Here is a 16,854-nt window from a genome sequence, read left to right as displayed (position 1 = left end):
CATTCAGGTGGCCACCTTTCCGAACAACTGCATTTTCTCCTTACATTTTAAAAAGAGTTCCTCATCCATGCAGGAAATGAAACTACAAGAACTAAAGAACAAGACACCGGTGGAGCTGCTGGCTTTTGCCGAAACACTTGAGGTCGAAAACGCGAGCGCCATGCGCAAGCAGGAACTGATGTTCGCGATCCTCAAGAAGCTGGCGGCCCAGGACGTCGAAATTATCGGCGAGGGCGTCGTTGAGGTGCTGCAGGATGGATTTGGCTTCCTGCGCTCTGCTGATGCCAACTACCTGCCGGGCCCAGACGATATTTATATTTCACCCTCGCAGCTGCGTCGTTTTTCTCTCAAGACCGGTGATACGGTCGAAGGTCCGATCCGCGGTCCCAAGGAAGGCGAACGTTATTTCGCGCTGCTCAAGGTTAATTCGATCAATTTCGAAGATCCGGAAAAGATCCGGCACAAGGTTCACTTCGACAATCTGACGCCGCTCTACCCGAATGAGCGCTTCAAGATGGAACTGGAAGTTCCAACTTCCAAGGATCTTTCGCCGCGTGTCATCGATCTGGTGGCACCGCTCGGCAAGGGCCAGCGCGGCCTGATCGTCGCTCCGCCACGTACCGGTAAGACTGTTCTTCTCCAGAACATCGCCCATTCGATCACCGCAAATCATCCAGAATGCTATCTGATCGTTCTTCTGATCGACGAACGTCCGGAAGAAGTGACCGACATGCAGCGCTCGGTGAAGGGCGAAGTGATTTCCTCGACCTTCGATGAACCGGCAGCGCGTCACGTTCAGGTGGCTGAAATGGTCATCGAAAAGGCCAAGCGCCTTGTCGAACATGGTCGCGATGTTGTGATTCTGCTCGACTCGATCACCCGTCTGGGCCGCGCTTACAACACGGTTGTGCCGTCTTCCGGCAAGGTTCTGACCGGTGGTGTGGATGCCAATGCATTGCAGCGCCCGAAGCGTTTCTTCGGCGCTGCGCGCAATATCGAAGAAGGCGGTTCGCTGACCATCATCGCAACCGCGCTGATCGATACGGGCAGCCGTATGGACGAAGTGATCTTTGAAGAATTCAAGGGCACCGGTAACTCGGAAATCGTGCTTGACCGTAAGGTTGCCGACAAGCGCATCTTCCCGGCCATGGACATTCTCAAGTCCGGCACCCGCAAGGAAGACCTGCTCGTACCGCGCGCCGATCTGCAGAAGATTTTTGTTCTGCGCCGTATCCTCGCGCCGATGGGCACGACCGATGCGATCGAATTCCTTATCGACAAGCTCAAGCAGACCAAGAGCAATTCCGAATTCTTCGATTCGATGAATACGTAAAAATTACTCGGTTCAAACCGTTTGAGAAGCGCCGCACGGGAAACCGTTGCGGCGCTTCTTATTTCAGGATGCCTTGCCGAGGAGCAGTCGCAAAGCATCAGCGTTCTGGACAGGCGGCAGACAGACATGTCCCTTGCAGAACCAGGCTGATGGATGCTCAGGCTCTGCAGTTCCCCCGGTCGGTAGCTCTACTGTCTTGCCAATCTCGAACCGCACGAACTTGTCGACGCGTCTTGGGTCTGGATTTCGATTCGCTGTCGAAACAAGTTCTTCGGCGTTATCGTCTGAGGCCACGACAAGAGAAAGTGGTTCAGCTGCAAAACGGGCCGCATTCAATATTCCAATTTGCCCATATTGCTGTGCGAAGGCTCGGCCAAGCGCCTGTTCGATCAGCTTCTCATTGCTTTGATAGAGATCGATATTGCCCGTCACCAGAAACAGTCTTGTCAGTGCTTCGATGATCTGGCTGGTCGCGCTCGGTATCGCTTCATCATAATTGCCATAAGCGTGCAGGATGACGTCATCAGCGTCCAGCGCCGACAGGCGATAATTACCGGCACCATCGCGATGGCTGTCATCGAGCGCCTTTTTGAGTTTCAATGCGTCATCGATATAAGCCCATTCGCTCGTTGCCTCATAAAGGGCTATAGCTGCGTTGATCATCGATGCATAATCGGTCGAAAGGGCAGGGTAGAGAAGAGAGTTTTCCATGCGGCAATGTGCGATGCGTCCATCACGAAAACTGCTCGCTATGGAGCGATAGGCATCAACCGCGAGGTCGATCCAGTTCTGTCTTCCAAAACTCCGACCTGCTTCGGCCAATGCCCGGATAGCAAGTCCGTTCCAGTCGGTCAGTGCTTTTTCATCGCGTCCGGGCCGTACCCGCAATTCACGACGTGCCAGCAGTTTTTGCCGCGATGTTTCGATCAATGGCGGCAGGATCGCATCACCATCGACGGCATCAAGGCGATTCAGAATGTTCTGGCCTTCCCAGTTTCCACCCGCTGTGACGCCGTAATAGTCCTTGAAGGTTTTGCTATCGTTGCCAAGCGCCTGATCGATTTCCTGCTCGCTCCAGACGTAAAACCGTCCTTCTTCGCCTTCGCTGTCGGCATCGAGGCTGGATGCAAAACTTCCGTCGGGCAAACGCATTTCACGGATCAACCAATCGATAGTTTCTTCGATTCGTAAACGAAACAAATCATTTCCGGTTTCGGCGAAAGCGTAATTCGCATGTCGAATGAATTGAGCATTGTCGTAGAGCATTTTTTCAAAATGCGGGACCAGCCAATTGGCATCGGTGGAATAGCGGCAAAGCCCACCACCCAGATGGTCGTAAATCCCGCCCTGCAGCATCACCTTGAGAGACAGGAGGAAATTGTCCCGATGCGTCTCATTACGCCCGTAGAGCCAAGAGAGCCACAGATTGTCCATGAAAGGCGCGTTGGGGAATTTCGGTGCTCCTTCTATTCCGCCCCGGACCGGATCAATCAGGCTGTTGATGCGTGTCGCAATCTCGTCAAATCGTTCGACTTCGTTCACCACCGGCGCGATCTGCGCTGCCAGCCTGCCTTCGAGATGATCGAACACAGCCTGCGCATTATGGTTAATTTTTTCTTTATCCTTATTCCAAAGGTTATTAACCGCATGCAGCACATCGACAAAGCCGGGCATGTTGTGGCGCTTGTGCGGGGGAAAGTAGGTTCCTCCCCAGAAGGGCTTGCCATCTGGCCTCAAAAACATGGTGAGCGGCCAGCCGCCCTGTTGTCCCATCGCTCCAAGCGCTGCCATATATATCTGGTCTAGGTCGGGCCGTTCCTCGCGGTCCACTTTCACATTGACAAACAAGGCATTCATTACTTCCGCCACTTCGGGATTTTCAAAGGACTCATGCGCCATGACGTGACACCAGTGGCAGGCCGCATAGCCAACCGAAAGCAGAATGGGCCGGTCGAGCTCCTTCGCAGCATCCAACGCCTCTTTACCCCACGGCTGCCAGTGAACAGGATTATTGGCGTGCTGGCGCAGATAGGCACTCGGTTCTTCAGCAAGGCGATTGCGGTCTAACTCTGTCATAAGGCTTTTCTTTCACTGCACGAATGAATATGCCATTCCATCAGCATCCGTTTGGTTGCTTTCGTCCTTATTGATTATAGGTCAGGAAATGAAATGAGCGAGATCGCTTCCCTTCAAGATACGATTTTTGCTTTATCGAGCGGGCGTCTGCCATCCGGCGTTGCTGTGGTACGCATTTCCGGCCCCAAAGTTCGATTCGTACTCGAAACGATAGTCGACTCCATACCGACACCACGATATGCAGCCTACAAGCTATTCCGTAGCCGAAATGGTGACCCAATCGACCGAGGACTTGTACTCTTTTTCCCTGGACCGAACAGTTTTACCGGCGAAGATTGCGCCGAATTTCATTTGCATGGCGGCAAAGCAGTCGTTGAGAAGCTCTTGTCGGAAATGGGAGAGCTGCATGGTTGCCGTATAGCGGAAGCTGGAGAGTTTACGCGACGTGCTTTTTCCAATGGCAAGATGGACTTGACGATCGCCGAAGGCTTTGCGGATCTGATCGCCGCAGAAACCGAGGGACAGAGGCGGCTTGCTTTGCAGGTCGCTTCTGGTACGCAGCGCGAGCTTTATACGGAATGGCGTCAGCGTCTGTTGCGCGCACGCGCCTTTATCGAAGCGGAACTCGACTTTGCCGATGAAAGCGATGTTCCTGGTTCCGTATCGGAGCAGGTCTGGCAGTCACTGGAACTGTTAAAGAGCGAGATCGAGAACCATATAGCGAGCGGCAAGCGCGCTTCGATGTTGCGCGACGGACTGCATGTCGTGATTGTTGGTGCACCGAATGCCGGTAAATCCAGCCTGCTAAACTTTCTTGCTGGTCGCGAAGTAGCGATCATCTCGGAAGAGGCGGGAACGACCCGCGATCTTCTGGAGGTCAAACTCGATCTGGGCGGTATCCCGGTATACGTGACAGACACGGCAGGTTTGCGGGAGACCGATAGTTCCGTCGAGAAGATCGGGATTGAACGCGCCCGCGCGCGTATGGTTGATGCCGATCTGATTCTGCTGCTTGAAGATATGAACGATCCTATAGCCGTCGCTTCCGACGAAATACCGGAAGCTTTATGGAAAATCGGTACAAAAGCTGATCTGAATGCTGAATCTGCCGATCGCTGGACCTACCGCATTTCAACAAAAACTGGCGAAGGACTGGACCAATTACTCACGAATCTGCAGAATTTCGCGGAAGAACAGATAGGCCAGATTGAGGATGCCGTGCCCACGCGGCAAAGACATATCAACCTTCTGCGATCTACTGTCACCGAGATCGATAGAGCAATGAACGGTACAAACCTTCCGCTTGAACTCCGCGCAGAGAACATGCGCCTTGCATCCCAATATCTCGGACGTATTACTGGTGATGTCGATGTGGAAGAAATTTTGGACGTTATTTTCTCTCAGTTCTGCATCGGAAAATGATTCACGTGAAACACGGGCCGATTGATCCTGAAAATTGTTTCACGTGAAACATCTGTGGAATCTCGCGAAGGTGATTGACTCACTCCTCCATCCGTGAGTCGGCTCGTCGCCGAGATTTGATCAAGTCGACGACCAATTTGATCTTCCGTTTCAAGCCTATTCGTGTCAAAGAGACATCTTTCAGAAACGGATTCGAGTTGCGTCAGGATGAACCAAATGAGTTCGACCGAAGCCACAGTCTTTGATGTCATTGTGATCGGCGGCGGCCACGCGGGATGCGAGGCCGCTTCAGCGGCTGCGCGCGCCGGCGCCAGAACTGCGCTTGTAACACATCGCTTTGATACTATTGGCGTTATGTCCTGCAACCCTGCCATTGGTGGGCTGGGAAAAGGGCATCTTGTACGTGAGATCGATGCACTCGATGGCTTGATGGGGCGTGTCGCCGATGAAGCCGGTATCCAGTTTCGTCTACTGAACCGCCGAAAAGGGCCTGCTGTTCGCGGACCTCGAACTCAGGCTGACCGCAAGCTTTATCGGCTTGCAATGCAGAAGATGATCGCGGCTCAGGACAATCTATTTGTTGTCGAAGGCGGCGCGCGCGACCTTCGGGAAGAACACGGACGCATCACTGGGGTTGTTTTGTCCGATGGGCGGACCCTGTCATGTAGCGCTGTGGTGCTGACCACCGGCACTTTCCTGAATGGGTTGATCCATATTGGGGAAAAGAAGATTCCAGCCGGCCGCATGGGCGAAAAGCCAGCGCTTGGTCTTTCCGAACGCCTGACCTCGTTCGGCTTTGCGCTTGGGCGTCTCAAAACAGGCACGCCGCCACGACTGGATGGGCGTACTATTGATTGGCAAAGCCTTGACATGCAGTCCGCCGATGAGGAGCCTGTGCCGTTCTCTCTCATGACGGATCGGATCACCACACCGCAGATTGATTGTGGCATTACCCGCACAACGCAGGAAACCCACGCTGTCATTCGGGCCAATCTGCATCGTTCGGCTATGTATTCTGGTTCGATCGAGGGCATTGGTCCCCGTTACTGCCCCTCGGTGGAAGATAAGATTGTCAAGTTCGGCGACCGTGACGGCCACCAGATATTCCTCGAGCCGGAAGGGCTGGACGACGATACCGTTTATCCAAACGGCATTTCGACATCGCTTCCGGAAGATGTGCAGCTCGACATATTGAAGACCATACCGGGGCTTGAAAAAGCCGCTATGCTGCAGCCCGGATATGCGATTGAATATGATTTCATCGATCCGCGTGAGTTGAAGCGCAGCCTTGAAACCCGGAAAGTTACCGGTCTGTTTCTGGCGGGGCAGATCAACGGCACGACTGGCTATGAAGAAGCGGGCGCACAAGGCTTGCTCGCGGGCATCAATGCCGCGCGTCGAGCTTCTGGTGGCGATCCTGTCATTATCCAGCGCACGGAAGCCTATATCGGCGTCATGGTTGATGATCTGACGTCACGCGGTGTCAGCGAACCTTATCGCATGTTTACATCGCGTGCAGAATTCCGTCTGTCGCTTCGCGCGGATAATGCCGATCAACGCCTGACGCCCTTGGCGGACAAGCTTGGTATATTGGGGAACGCACGCAAGGAACGATTTGAAGCGCGGGAAACAGCGTTGGATGAGGCGCGGTCACTGACACAGTCACTGACCATTACGCCCAATCTGGCCAGCCGTTACGATCTGCGTCTCAATCAGGATGGCGTGCGCCGTTCGGCCTATGATCTTCTGTCCTACCCGGAGATTGATCTGGATCGGTTGAAGTCGATCTGGCCTGAACTCGGAGCTGTCGATCCGGCAACGCGGGAAGCGCTGGAGATCGAGGCTCAGTATGCCGTCTATATGGATCGGCAGAAGAGCGACATTGCAGTGATGGAGCGCGAGGAGCAACTGCTCATTCCAGCAGGGTTGGACATTGATGGAATATCCGGTCTTTCCAATGAGTTGAAGCACAAGCTCAAGCAGCGTAAGCCGGAAACAATTGCCGAGGCGCAGCGCGTTGACGGGATGACACCGGCAGCACTGGCGCTCCTTATCGCACAGATCAAGAAATTCGGATATCGCCAGCGGGCTGCATCGGAATTGTCTGAAGGACAGGGCGCTGCATGAGCGCCGATACTCGCTTTGAAAGTCTGAAAGCAATCGTTCCCGCTGTTTCACGTGAAACAGCGAACCGCCTGATCGCCTTTGAAGACTTGTTCCGCAAATGGTCGAAGGCGATCAATCTTGCCTCCCCCTCTACTCTGAACGAGTTGTGGACCCGTCATATTCTGGATAGTGCACAGCTATTTCCCTTGGCGAGTGACGCCAAACACTGGCTGGATATTGGTTCTGGCGGCGGATTTCCGGGCATTGTGACGGCCTGTTTCCTCGCCGAGCAACCAGGCGGCGTTATCGATCTTATTGAGAGCGCAGGGAAAAAGGCGGCGTTCCTGCGCACTGCAGCGGGACATTTGCACGTACCGGCGCGGGTCCATTCCGCCCGTATTGAAGCGATGTGGGAGAAAATTGAAACACCACAAGTGGTTACGGCACGCGCGTTGGCGTCGCTGAACGATCTTTTTGGTCTGACGGAGCCGTGGCTGACCAATGGCGCCAAAGCTCTCTTCCAAAAAGGTCGGGATTATCAGCGTGAGATAGACGAAAGCCGTGTCGGTTGGAGTTTCGATCTGGTACAACATCAAAGTGCTATCGATCAGGCTTCGGTCATACTCGAAATTACCAATCTTCGGCGCAAAATCGCTTGATGGCTGGAAATTTCGAAGGGGCGGGCAGCAGCAAGGCGACGGTGATGAACAAAATGTCCAGAATCATAACCATTGCAAACCAGAAAGGCGGCGTGGGTAAAACTACCACCGCCATCAATCTGGCTACGGCATTGGCGGCTATCGGCGAGACGGTACTGATTGTCGATCTCGATCCGCAGGGCAATGCCAGCACCGGTTTGGGTATTGATCGCCGCAACCGGCCTTTGTCTTCCTATGACGTGCTGACGCAGGAATCGTCGGTTCCTGATGCTGCAATGCCAACCGATGTTCCCAATCTGCATATCGTACCATCGACGCTGGATCTTCTTGGCATTGAAATGGAAATTGCGCAGTCGGCCGATCGTACACGGCGCTTGCGTGATGCTTTGCGGTTCGATTCCTCCGTGTCGGAGCGATTCTCCTATGTGCTTGTCGATTGCCCACCGTCGCTCAATCTTCTGACGTTGAACGCCATGGCTGCAGCCGATTCCGTTCTGGTGCCGCTGCAATGCGAGTTCTTTGCCCTGGAAGGCTTGAGCCAGCTTTTGCAGACGGTCGATCAGGTGCGGTCGTCGATCAATGCCGAGCTTTCGATCCAGGGTATTGTGCTGACCATGTTCGACAGCCGCAACAATCTCGCTGCGCAAGTGGTGGATGATGTTCGCGCTTTCATGGGTGAGAAGGTCTATCGTACTGTCATTCCGCGTAATGTGCGCGTCTCGGAAGCACCATCACACGGTAAACCGGCAATTCTCTACGATTTGAAATGCGCCGGCAGTCAGGCCTATTTGCAACTCGCATCGGAAGTTATCCAGCGCGAGCGACAATTGCAGGCCGCTTAAACCAATCGATTCGACGACGAAACAATTCAGGAATAAGCCGAACGATGAATGATGATCCTTCAAAAAAGCGCCTTGGCCGCGGATTAGCGGCGCTGATCGGTGAAATCGACCGCCCTGCCGAAGAGCGTAAGGCACCTGTTCCCATCGAACGGAATGTTCCGATTGAATTCGTTACGCGCAATCCGCGTAATCCGCGTCGCATGTTCTCAGAAGGTGACTTGGAGGATCTGGCGCAGTCGATCAAGGAACATGGCGTCGTACAGCCGATCGTCGTGCGACCGGCACCAGGGCAGCCGGACCGGTTCGAATTGATTGCTGGTGAGCGTCGCTGGCGCGCTTCGCAGCGGGCCGGTGTCGATACGATCCCGGTTATTGTTCGTGACGTCGACGATCGTGTCGCACTTGAGATCGCGATCATCGAAAACGTGCAGCGCGCCGACCTGAATGCGGTCGAAGAAGCGTTGGGATATCAACAGCTTATCGATAATCACGACTATACGCAGAATGATCTGGCACAGGTGATCGGCAAGAGCCGCAGCCATGTCGCCAATACGTTGCGCCTGCTTAAATTGCCGCAACCCGTGCAGGATTTCATTGTCGATGGTGCGCTTTCGGCAGGTCATGCTCGAAGTCTCATCACGATGGAAAACCCGACCGCACTGGCTGAGCGGATTGTCAAAGATGGTCTGTCGGTACGCCAGGTGGAAGCGCTTGCGCAGGCGGAAGCACGCGGTGGTGCGGAAGCCAAGCCCGGTAAAGCAGGACCTGTTGAGAAAGATGCCGACACCAAAGCACTCGAAAAGCTGCTTTCTGATGTTACTGGCATGAAGGTTGAGATCAATCATCGTGATCGCGGCGGTGAGGTCAAGATTCGATATAGTTCTCTTGAGCAACTCGACGAGATTTGCCGCCGGCTTCAGAGCTGATCTATTATACGAATATTTGAACATAAAGGCTCGTTGCATTTCATTGCGGCGAGCTTTTTCATTTACAGCAGCCAAACCAACACAACACCTATATTGTAACGCGATGCGGAGAACTGGCTTAGTCAGGCTGCAAAGCCCACCGCTATTCGTTCCAACAAGTACATGGATAGATAGGATCACCGCCGCGTCAAAAGGCAATTATGATCCGTCATCGCTTCAAGTTAGAGGCCGCAGTCAAACAGCGCTCCCACAGCATAACTCGTAACTTTATGAACCATTTTGTTTCGCAGCCGCTCGTCAGTTCGACCGGTGGCTGTTTCGTTTGGAAGCGAATTGCGCTAGTGAGTGGCAATGGCGCAGAAGAAAGCAGACGAAGTCGATAGTTTTCTGGCAAGGCCGACGAGTTCGTTTCCGGTCGTGCTGCTTTACGGCCCCGACAAGGGGCTGGTGAGCGAGCGTGCGCGCCGTTTTGCCGAAGCAAGCAAACTGCCGCTGGACGACCCGTTCGCCGTCATTCGCATGGAAGCGGATGAGATCGAAGCCGACCCGGCGAAACTCGCCGATGAAGCTCGCACCATCTCTATGTTCGGTGGCCAGCGCCTGATCTGGATCAAGAATGCCGCAGGCCAGAAGAAGTTGGCGGAAGCGATCAAGCTGCTTGCGACCGAACCGCCACTTGAGACATTCGTTCTGGTCGAAGCCGGAGATCTCAAGAAAGGCGCGGGTCTGCGCAGCGCTGTCGAAAATGCTTCCGCAGGTATGGCCTTGCCCTGCTATGCCGACGACAGCCGGGGTATTGATGGTGTCATTGATGACGTTCTGGCGGAATGGAAGATGCAGATCACACTCGACGGGCGGCAGCTGCTGCGGGCAAGTCTGGGCGGTGATCGTCTCGCCACGCGGGGTGAACTCGAAAAGCTCTGCCTCTATGCGCGCGGCAAGGAGCGGATCGATATAGACGATGTGCGTGAAGCGGTGGGCGATGTTGCCGGTCTTTCCACCGACGAGGTGATCGATGCGGTTTTGGCTGGCGATCTTCCGCGTTTCGAAGTCTCCTTCGACCGTGTCGTGAAATCCGGCACCGCGCCGTTTCTGCTGCTCAACACGGCGATGCGCCAGTTTCAGCAGGTACAGACCTTGCGCCACATTGCCGATACCGAGCGTAAAAGCGCGTCCGTCGTTGTGGCTGCGGCTCGTCCGCCAATCTTCTTCAACCGTAAGAAACTGGTCGAGAATTCAGTAAGCCGCTGGACTAGCGAAAGCCTTGCGCGCGTTATGGAGCGCCTGCAGCGCGCCGTTCTCGAAAGCCGCCAAAATGCGGCGCTCGCTATCCCCATCATCCGCCAATGTCTGCTGGCAATCAGCGTCGAGTCACTTCGAAACGCTCGGCGTTAAAGTCTGTTCGAAGTTCTGTTGCGATTAATGTAGGCCGAGATCGGCCTCGATTGCGGGTTTGCCACATCCCAATTTCGAGCTGCTACGCTTAGCAGCTCGAAACCATGATCAAATTGAGCAATAGTTTTCATCCGCCTCATAAGCCGGATGACTTGGTGCTGCATGGTTATCGAAGCCTAGGACAGATTAAGAACAATATCATATTCCGGTCGGGTGACCTATTCCATACCGAATATTTTTTATCTGATGGCTAATGTAAAACAGCAAGAATTATGAAATTTCCTTCAAAGAAAGAGAAATAATGAAAATATATACCAAGTGGAGCCCATTTGAAACCCAAGTTTATGACCAATCGTGTGGAGATGATCAAGAAATAGATACTGATTTCAGTAAAAATGTCGGCGCTGGATTTATCATGGATGCTGAAGGAAAATCATTAACTCTGAGTACCAATTCTGACGTTTACTGGCCTGACTCCGAAAGCGATCCTGATACTTTCATCGACACAGTCACAGAGTTTGGCATTTTGTCTGGCCACTTTGCGTTAACCCAGCGCACGGGTGGCGCATTATGCCTGGGAAGTGAGCGTTCTTTCAGCTTAACTCTACAGCGTGAAGGTTCGATGGTTTTAGAACACCCTCATGTTCAAATGGAGACGAGATCGCGCGGTGATTATGGTAGTGTACGGGTTGAAATGTATGATGCTTCACAGCTGACTTTCTCAGGGCGCAATATTTTCTGGGGGAGAGTTTTCTGTCTATGACAATGCCAGACTAAATTTCTTCGAAGAACACGTAATACCTTACACTGGCCTAACGGAACTGTATGACACATCGGAATTCAATCTCTCTACGAATAGGATTTATGCAAGCAACTCACCCGAGAGTGAATGGCGGATTTCTCTTGCCGATGGTTCGCCGCAGTTAAATATTCTGGCTCAGACAAGTGGAGGAGATCCTCTTCAGACCCAGAATGAAGCGGCGCCGTATCCAGAAGCAATTCTGGATTTTGGTGCAAGCTCCAGAGGGACTATTGCTATTGATATGCCTGACGCTAACGCATTCATGTTAACTCTCTTGGATAGCAGAAAGACGTTTTCCGTTAACGGAAAACCCGTTTACGTCGGCAATAGCAGTCAATTTAATCACAGTTTTCAAAATGGTGTACAGAGAAACGGTTTTACGACCGGCGTCATGACTATCACCAAGGTGAGATAGACAATAAGCTCTGTCGTATCAAATAGCCCATCTGCTCCATGTCCGGCTTCAAGTCCGAAGCCGCCGCCAGCCTTATGCTTTCCGGCGTCGAGTCCATTCATATAATGGCTGGCAGCAAGGCATCTTTGTACCAGATGCCTATGTAGAAATGAAAAGTCGGCGACGCACAGCGGAACAACGGTTGCAATACTGCGCTGCGCGCCGTCAACACGAGGTTCCTATTCGATCAGCAGCGCATCGTCATCGAGCGTCTGGCCGCGCACCTTGCGGAACATTTCGATGAGGTCTTCCACACCCAGCGTCTTGCGCTTGTCGCCGGTCACGTCGAGCAGGATCTTGCCGCCATGCAGCATGATCGTGCGGTCGCCATAATCGAGCGCCTGCCGCATGGAATGGGTGACCATCAGCGCGGTCAGCTTATTCTCGGCAATCAGCGTCCGGGTCAGTTCCATCACGAACTCGGCCATGCCGGGATCAAGCGCTGCTGTATGCTCATCGAGCAGCAGTACTTCCGAACTGGAAAGCGTCGCCATGATCAGTGACAGGGCCTGACGCTGGCCGCCGGAGAGAAGTTCCATGCGGTCCTGCATACGGTTTTCCAGCCCCAGATTGAGGCTCGCCACACGCTCGCGAAACCATGCGCGACGCTTGGAATTGAGCGCGTGGGTGAGGCCGCGCGTCTTGCCGCGCGAAGCAGCCAGCGCGAGGTTTTCCTCGATTGACAGCGTACCGCAGCTGCCTGCCAGCGGGTCCTGGAACACGCGGGCGACAAGACCGGCCCGCTCGGCAGTGGGCTTGCGGGTCACATCCTTGCCACTGATGACCACTTTGCCAGCGGTGGGGATCACATCGCCTGCAAGAACACCCAGCATCGTGGATTTGCCTGCGCCGTTCGATCCGATGACCGTGACGAAGGAACCCTGATCCATGGTCAGGTTGATCTTGTTCAAGACCTGCTTTTCGAGCGGAGTGCCGCGACCGAACACGACATCGAGATTGGAAAGTTCGATCATGCCGATGCTCCTCCGCGACGCAGGCGCGGCAATATCAGGGCGAAGGTAACGAGAAGGGCGGTCGCAATGTTGAGATCGGATGCCTGCAGGCCAAGAACGTCACCATTCGAAAGCGCAAACTGGATGGCGATACGATAGATGATCGAGCCGAGTACACAACCAATCAGGATCACCAGAATGAAACGGCTGCGCAACAGCGTTTCACCGATGATGACCGCTGCAAGGCCGACCACGATGGTGCCGACGCCGGAGGTCACATCGGCAAAGCCGTTGGTCTGTGCGAAGAGCGAGCCACCGAGCGCCACCAGTGCGTTCGACAGCGCCATGCCGAGATAGATCTGCCTGTCGGTGCGAACGCCCTGTGCACGCGCCATTCTCGGATTGGCGCCGGTTGCGCGCATGGCAAGACCCATATCGCTTTCCAGAAAGCGCCAGACGACAAATACCGCAATGGCGACCAGCACGAAAAGGAACAGCGGACGTACATAATATTCGGGAATGCCGTGTCCGAAGAACGGCGTCAGCATGGTGTCCTGATTGATGAGCGCGATGTTCGGACGCCCCATGACGCGCAGATTGACGGAGAACAGCGCGATCATGGTCAGAATGGAGGCGAGAAGATTGAGAATCTTGAAACGCACGTTCAGCGTCGCGGTCACAAGCCCGGCAGCAGCACCCGCAACCATGGCGATGGCTGCCGCCAGCCAGGCATTCATTCCCGCCAGAATCAGTACACCGGTTACGGCAGCGCCCAGCGGAAACGAACCGTCAACCGTCAGATCGGGGAAATCGAGGACGCGGAACGCCAGATAGACGCCGATGGCTACAAATGCGAAGACGAGGCCCAATTCGACCGCACCCCAGAAGGCGATCTGACTCACAATGTCATTCCTTGTTTCTCGCCGTGACCAAAACGAAAGATCGCCGCTTCAGCGCGGCCAGCTTCAGTCACGACCGGTTTTGTTCTGAGTTCGCTTCCGGTGAAACTGTCACCTGAAACATTTCCCCGGTTTATGCCCACAGAGTGAACTTGCTCCTGCCGACCGCAAATGCACCCTCAATTTCATTTGCCGCAATGACTACGGTTGTTCTTGTCATATCGTTTTCGGGATACAACGCAAAAAACCGCAGTGCGCAAGCATTATCACTGCAAATGCACCCAAAAATACCATTCCGGGGGAGCACCGTTGCAAGAATTCACTCTGCACTGGGTGAGCCTTAAGGCTCACCCAGGCTATGTTGCAAGGGCGATTTGTCTGCTTTCCGGTGCTCGCGCACCTTTAAGTACACTCCGCTCCAGTACCCGAATATCTCCATTTTCACACATGTCGTTTTTGATTCAGGCTCCTAGTACATCGATAGACAAAGGCCCGTGTTTAGGTCCTTCTGTTTATGCCAGCTGTCCGATCAAATATGTGTGTGGCTTATCCAATTTATTGGAGTTTGAGAAATACCTTTTGGTATATATAATGAATTTTAGTAATGTAGTTTTATCGAATAAATACCGTATTCATATAATAACATATAGTATTTCTATTTTTTTATAATTAGAGAGCATAACAAAAATTGTGAAACGGTTTTCTGGAAAGATGTGCGTTAAAAATAGCTAGAGTGTCGATCTGATTCGATCAGATCGAAAATTTCTCTATTATAATTTACTATTACTGAGGAATAAATGGTCTTTAAAGATATTTTAATTTTGAATTTTATATTATTTTTTACGAAAGAATTAAAACAAAACATATTTTTATATAATAAAAATTATATTTTTCGGAAAATAATACATTCAGTTTTTGGTATTTCATTAACTTTCATGGCATTGCTATTTCCAACTGGAAATTCTTTTGCTCAAAATGAGCACTATGATTACAAGTTCCAGGTTGGGAAACCAGTTAATACTAAAGTAATACTTCCCGGCGAGCATGGAAGTGCTACTTGGTATCCTTGTAATTATAAAAAATGATTGCGATGAAATTCCGGGTTTGAAATACCGCACAGATAATTCCAAATTAGGTTATATTGAAGGAACTCCAACAAAAGCTGGAGATTACCTTTTTTCCTTCTTCCAAAATAAAGTATTTGGTAATGAATATGCATATGTTGGCGTTCATGTTGACCCAGCCGATGTGGTCATCACGACAGCGAGCCTTTCGCCGGGCCGGATCGGTGTCACCTATCCTGCAACCACGCTTGCAGCCACAGGTGGCAGCGGAGCTTACACGTGGTCTGCGAACAAGCTGCCGGCCGATCTGACGCTTGACGCAACGAGCGGTATCATCACAGGCACGCCCACCGAGGCGGGCAGTTTTGACGTGAAGGTCACCGCGACCGACAAGGAAGGCCACGAGGGCCATATGACCTATACGCTGGTTGTCGCTGAAGCATTACCGGTTGCGCAATCCCATTCAATGAGAGTGATGGCAGGTACCACGGCGTTTCTGAATCTGACGGAGGGAGCAACCGAAGGACCTTTCACCGATGCACGAATTATAACCACGCCAGAACAGTCTGCAGGTCACACCTGGATCAAACGTGAAGGAAAAGCGTATTTCCTTTATTTCGCTGCTTCCACAACGTTCTCCGGTGGCACGAAATTGACCTATTCGCTTGCAAACGCTCGTGGAGCGTCTAACCCGGCAGTTGTAACGATTGATGTGGTTGCGCGTCCGGATCCATCCAAGGACGAGGAAGTCATCGGACTTGTGCGCGCACAGGTCGATACTGCGAACCAATTGGCCAAGACGCAATTGGAAAACTTCAATCAGCGGCTGGAACAATTGCACAGTGACGCCGAATGCCGCGCGAACTCTGTTGGAATCAATTTAAGCCTTGATGGCCAGCAATTGCATCCGGATTTGAATGTTCTCGACAAACTACGGCAAGCAGACCCGAACGAAGCGTGCTCGTCGTTCCGCCGTAAATTTTCAGTGTGGACGAATGGCGCGCTGGCTTACGGTAAAAATGACGATGATAACGGCACAAACCAGAAGAATTCCGGTACCAGCATAAGCGGCGGCATCGATTATCGCTTTTCGCCGTCATTCACCGGCGGCATCAGCTTTGGATATGGGCGTGTCGTCACTGACATAGGAGAACGAGGCACACGAAACGACGGGGATATGTTCAGCACTGCGCTTTACGGCAGCTTCCGTTCGTATCGAAACATGTTTCTTGACGGGGTTCTGGGTTATGGCTGGCTGCAATTCGACAGCAATCGCTATGTTACCGCAACGGGTGAAACCGCAAGCGGCCAGCGTCTCGGCAAGCAAGTCTTCGGGTCCGTTACGTTGGGATACGAGTATCGCAATGATGCGTGGCTGCTCTCTCCTTACGCACGTCTCGACGCGGCACATACAATGCTGGGCGCGTTTGATGAAACAGGCGCGGGCATCTTTAATCTCGCATTCGACAAGCAGGCCGTGGATCTCCTCTCTACGACGGTCGGCATTCGTTCCGAATATTCAGTTCCCATGGATTGGGGGATACTGAAACTGCGCGGACGCCTGGAATATTCGCACGATTTTGCCGGCGCCAGTCAGGCAAGAATAGGTTATGCGGATATAGGCGGCTTTATGCCTTATGCAATTGAAGTCGACGCATCATACCGTGACAGCTTCAAAATCGGAGTAGGCGTTGACAATCAGATCGGCAGGCGCTGGTCCCTTGGCCTCGACTACAGTACCCAGATTGGAACGACCAACGGCGCACTGCAGCATAGTTTCACATGGAAGCTGTCGAGGCAATTCAGCCCGGGAAAACCGTGATGGTTGAATAGGCCTATCACAACATTCGGTTCGATCGCTTTCGGTCACACTTCACCGCGTGCGCGCCATAGCTCCCTGGCAAAGCGCGCACGCTGTCGGCA

The 16,854-nt window shown here is 52.9% G+C and carries 12 protein-coding genes; 9 read left to right on the top strand and 3 right to left on the bottom strand.

Annotated elements, in window-relative coordinates; all coding sequences use genetic code 11:
• Positions 1-67: 67 nt before the first annotated feature.
• A complete protein-coding gene (gene rho, locus LJ361_RS22275) occupies positions 68-1,333 on the top strand; it encodes a transcription termination factor Rho (protein WP_012091070.1) in 1,266 nt (421 codons plus the stop codon).
• Between the two features lie 63 nt (positions 1,334-1,396).
• On the opposite strand, the gene LJ361_RS22270 is transcribed toward rho, so the two are convergent.
• Positions 1,397-3,409, bottom strand: a complete 2,013-nt coding sequence (locus LJ361_RS22270) for a thioredoxin domain-containing protein (RefSeq protein ID WP_010657649.1) — start codon at positions 3,407-3,409, stop codon at positions 1,397-1,399.
• 93 nt (positions 3,410-3,502) lie between these two features.
• Between LJ361_RS22270 and mnmE the strand changes: the two genes are divergently transcribed.
• The 7 genes from mnmE to LJ361_RS22235 all read left to right on the top strand — a co-directional run bounded on the left by mnmE (position 3,503) and on the right by LJ361_RS22235 (position 11,522).
• Entirely contained in the window at positions 3,503-4,831 is a 1,329-nt protein-coding gene (gene mnmE, locus LJ361_RS22265) for a tRNA uridine-5-carboxymethylaminomethyl(34) synthesis GTPase MnmE (protein WP_010657648.1), read from the top strand.
• Between the two features lie 216 nt (positions 4,832-5,047).
• Positions 5,048-6,958, top strand: a complete 1,911-nt coding sequence (gene mnmG / locus LJ361_RS22260; protein WP_010657647.1) for a tRNA uridine-5-carboxymethylaminomethyl(34) synthesis enzyme MnmG — start codon at positions 5,048-5,050, stop codon at positions 6,956-6,958.
• On the top strand, positions 6,955-7,596 hold the full coding sequence (gene rsmG, locus LJ361_RS22255) for a 16S rRNA (guanine(527)-N(7))-methyltransferase RsmG (RefSeq protein ID WP_010657646.1): 642 nt from the start codon (positions 6,955-6,957) through the stop codon (positions 7,594-7,596). The genes mnmG and rsmG overlap by 4 nt, the downstream gene beginning before the upstream one ends.
• Before the next feature lie 44 nt (positions 7,597-7,640).
• Positions 7,641-8,438: a ParA family protein gene (locus LJ361_RS22250; RefSeq protein WP_010657645.1), complete on the top strand. Its 798-nt coding sequence runs from the start codon at positions 7,641-7,643 to the stop codon at positions 8,436-8,438.
• A 44-nt stretch (positions 8,439-8,482) separates the two neighbouring features.
• Positions 8,483-9,364, top strand: a complete 882-nt coding sequence (locus LJ361_RS22245; protein ID WP_010657644.1) for a ParB/RepB/Spo0J family partition protein — start codon at positions 8,483-8,485, stop codon at positions 9,362-9,364.
• Positions 9,365-9,715: 351 nt separating this feature from the next.
• Positions 9,716-10,759 carry a DNA polymerase III subunit delta gene (gene holA / locus LJ361_RS22240; protein WP_010657643.1) on the top strand — a complete coding sequence of 348 codons (1,044 nt, stop codon included), beginning with the start codon at positions 9,716-9,718 and terminating at the stop codon, positions 10,757-10,759.
• 301 nt (positions 10,760-11,060) lie between these two features.
• Positions 11,061-11,522: a hypothetical protein gene (locus LJ361_RS22235; protein ID WP_264812304.1), complete on the top strand. Its 462-nt coding sequence runs from the start codon at positions 11,061-11,063 to the stop codon at positions 11,520-11,522.
• A gap of 672 nt (positions 11,523-12,194) precedes the next feature.
• Here the strand turns inward: LJ361_RS22235 and LJ361_RS22230 are convergent.
• Both LJ361_RS22230 and LJ361_RS22225 read right to left on the bottom strand, forming a co-directional pair.
• Entirely contained in the window at positions 12,195-12,989 is a 795-nt protein-coding gene (locus LJ361_RS22230; RefSeq protein WP_036579538.1) for an ABC transporter ATP-binding protein, read from the bottom strand.
• Entirely contained in the window at positions 12,986-13,870 is an 885-nt protein-coding gene (locus LJ361_RS22225) for an ABC transporter permease (RefSeq protein WP_010657640.1), read from the bottom strand. The genes LJ361_RS22230 and LJ361_RS22225 overlap by 4 nt, the downstream gene beginning before the upstream one ends.
• A gap of 1,041 nt (positions 13,871-14,911) precedes the next feature.
• On the opposite strand from LJ361_RS22225, the gene LJ361_RS22220 reads away from it, so the two are divergent.
• A complete protein-coding gene (locus tag LJ361_RS22220; RefSeq protein ID WP_264812303.1) occupies positions 14,912-16,753 on the top strand; it encodes an autotransporter domain-containing protein in 1,842 nt (613 codons plus the stop codon).
• Positions 16,754-16,854 lie beyond the last annotated feature (101 nt).

The organism is Brucella sp. JSBI001 (genome assembly GCF_026014005.1).
In the GTDB taxonomy this organism is placed as follows: domain Bacteria; phylum Pseudomonadota; class Alphaproteobacteria; order Rhizobiales; family Rhizobiaceae; genus Brucella; species Brucella anthropi.
Note: the sequence above shows the minus strand (reverse complement) of the source record. Positions and strands in the feature narration are given on the sequence as shown.

Bases quoted from the DNA above. Each gene is read 5' to 3' on its own strand.
- rho (WP_012091070.1), top strand. From the start codon at position 68: ATGCAGGAAATGAAACTACAAGAACTAAAGAACAAGACACCGGTGGAG.
- LJ361_RS22270 (WP_010657649.1), bottom strand. From the start codon at position 3,409: ATGACAGAGTTAGACCGCAATCGCCTTGCTGAAGAACCGAGTGCCTAT.
- mnmE (WP_010657648.1), top strand. From the start codon at position 3,503: ATGAGCGAGATCGCTTCCCTTCAAGATACGATTTTTGCTTTATCGAGC.
- mnmG (WP_010657647.1), top strand. From the start codon at position 5,048: ATGAGTTCGACCGAAGCCACAGTCTTTGATGTCATTGTGATCGGCGGC.
- rsmG (WP_010657646.1), top strand. From the start codon at position 6,955: ATGAGCGCCGATACTCGCTTTGAAAGTCTGAAAGCAATCGTTCCCGCT.
- LJ361_RS22250 (WP_010657645.1), top strand. From the start codon at position 7,641: ATGAACAAAATGTCCAGAATCATAACCATTGCAAACCAGAAAGGCGGC.
- LJ361_RS22245 (WP_010657644.1), top strand. From the start codon at position 8,483: ATGAATGATGATCCTTCAAAAAAGCGCCTTGGCCGCGGATTAGCGGCG.
- holA (WP_010657643.1), top strand. From the start codon at position 9,716: ATGGCGCAGAAGAAAGCAGACGAAGTCGATAGTTTTCTGGCAAGGCCG.
- LJ361_RS22235 (WP_264812304.1), top strand. From the start codon at position 11,061: ATGAAAATATATACCAAGTGGAGCCCATTTGAAACCCAAGTTTATGAC.
- LJ361_RS22230 (WP_036579538.1), bottom strand. From the start codon at position 12,989: ATGATCGAACTTTCCAATCTCGATGTCGTGTTCGGTCGCGGCACTCCG.
- LJ361_RS22220 (WP_264812303.1), top strand. From the start codon at position 14,912: ATGGAAGTGCTACTTGGTATCCTTGTAATTATAAAAAATGATTGCGAT.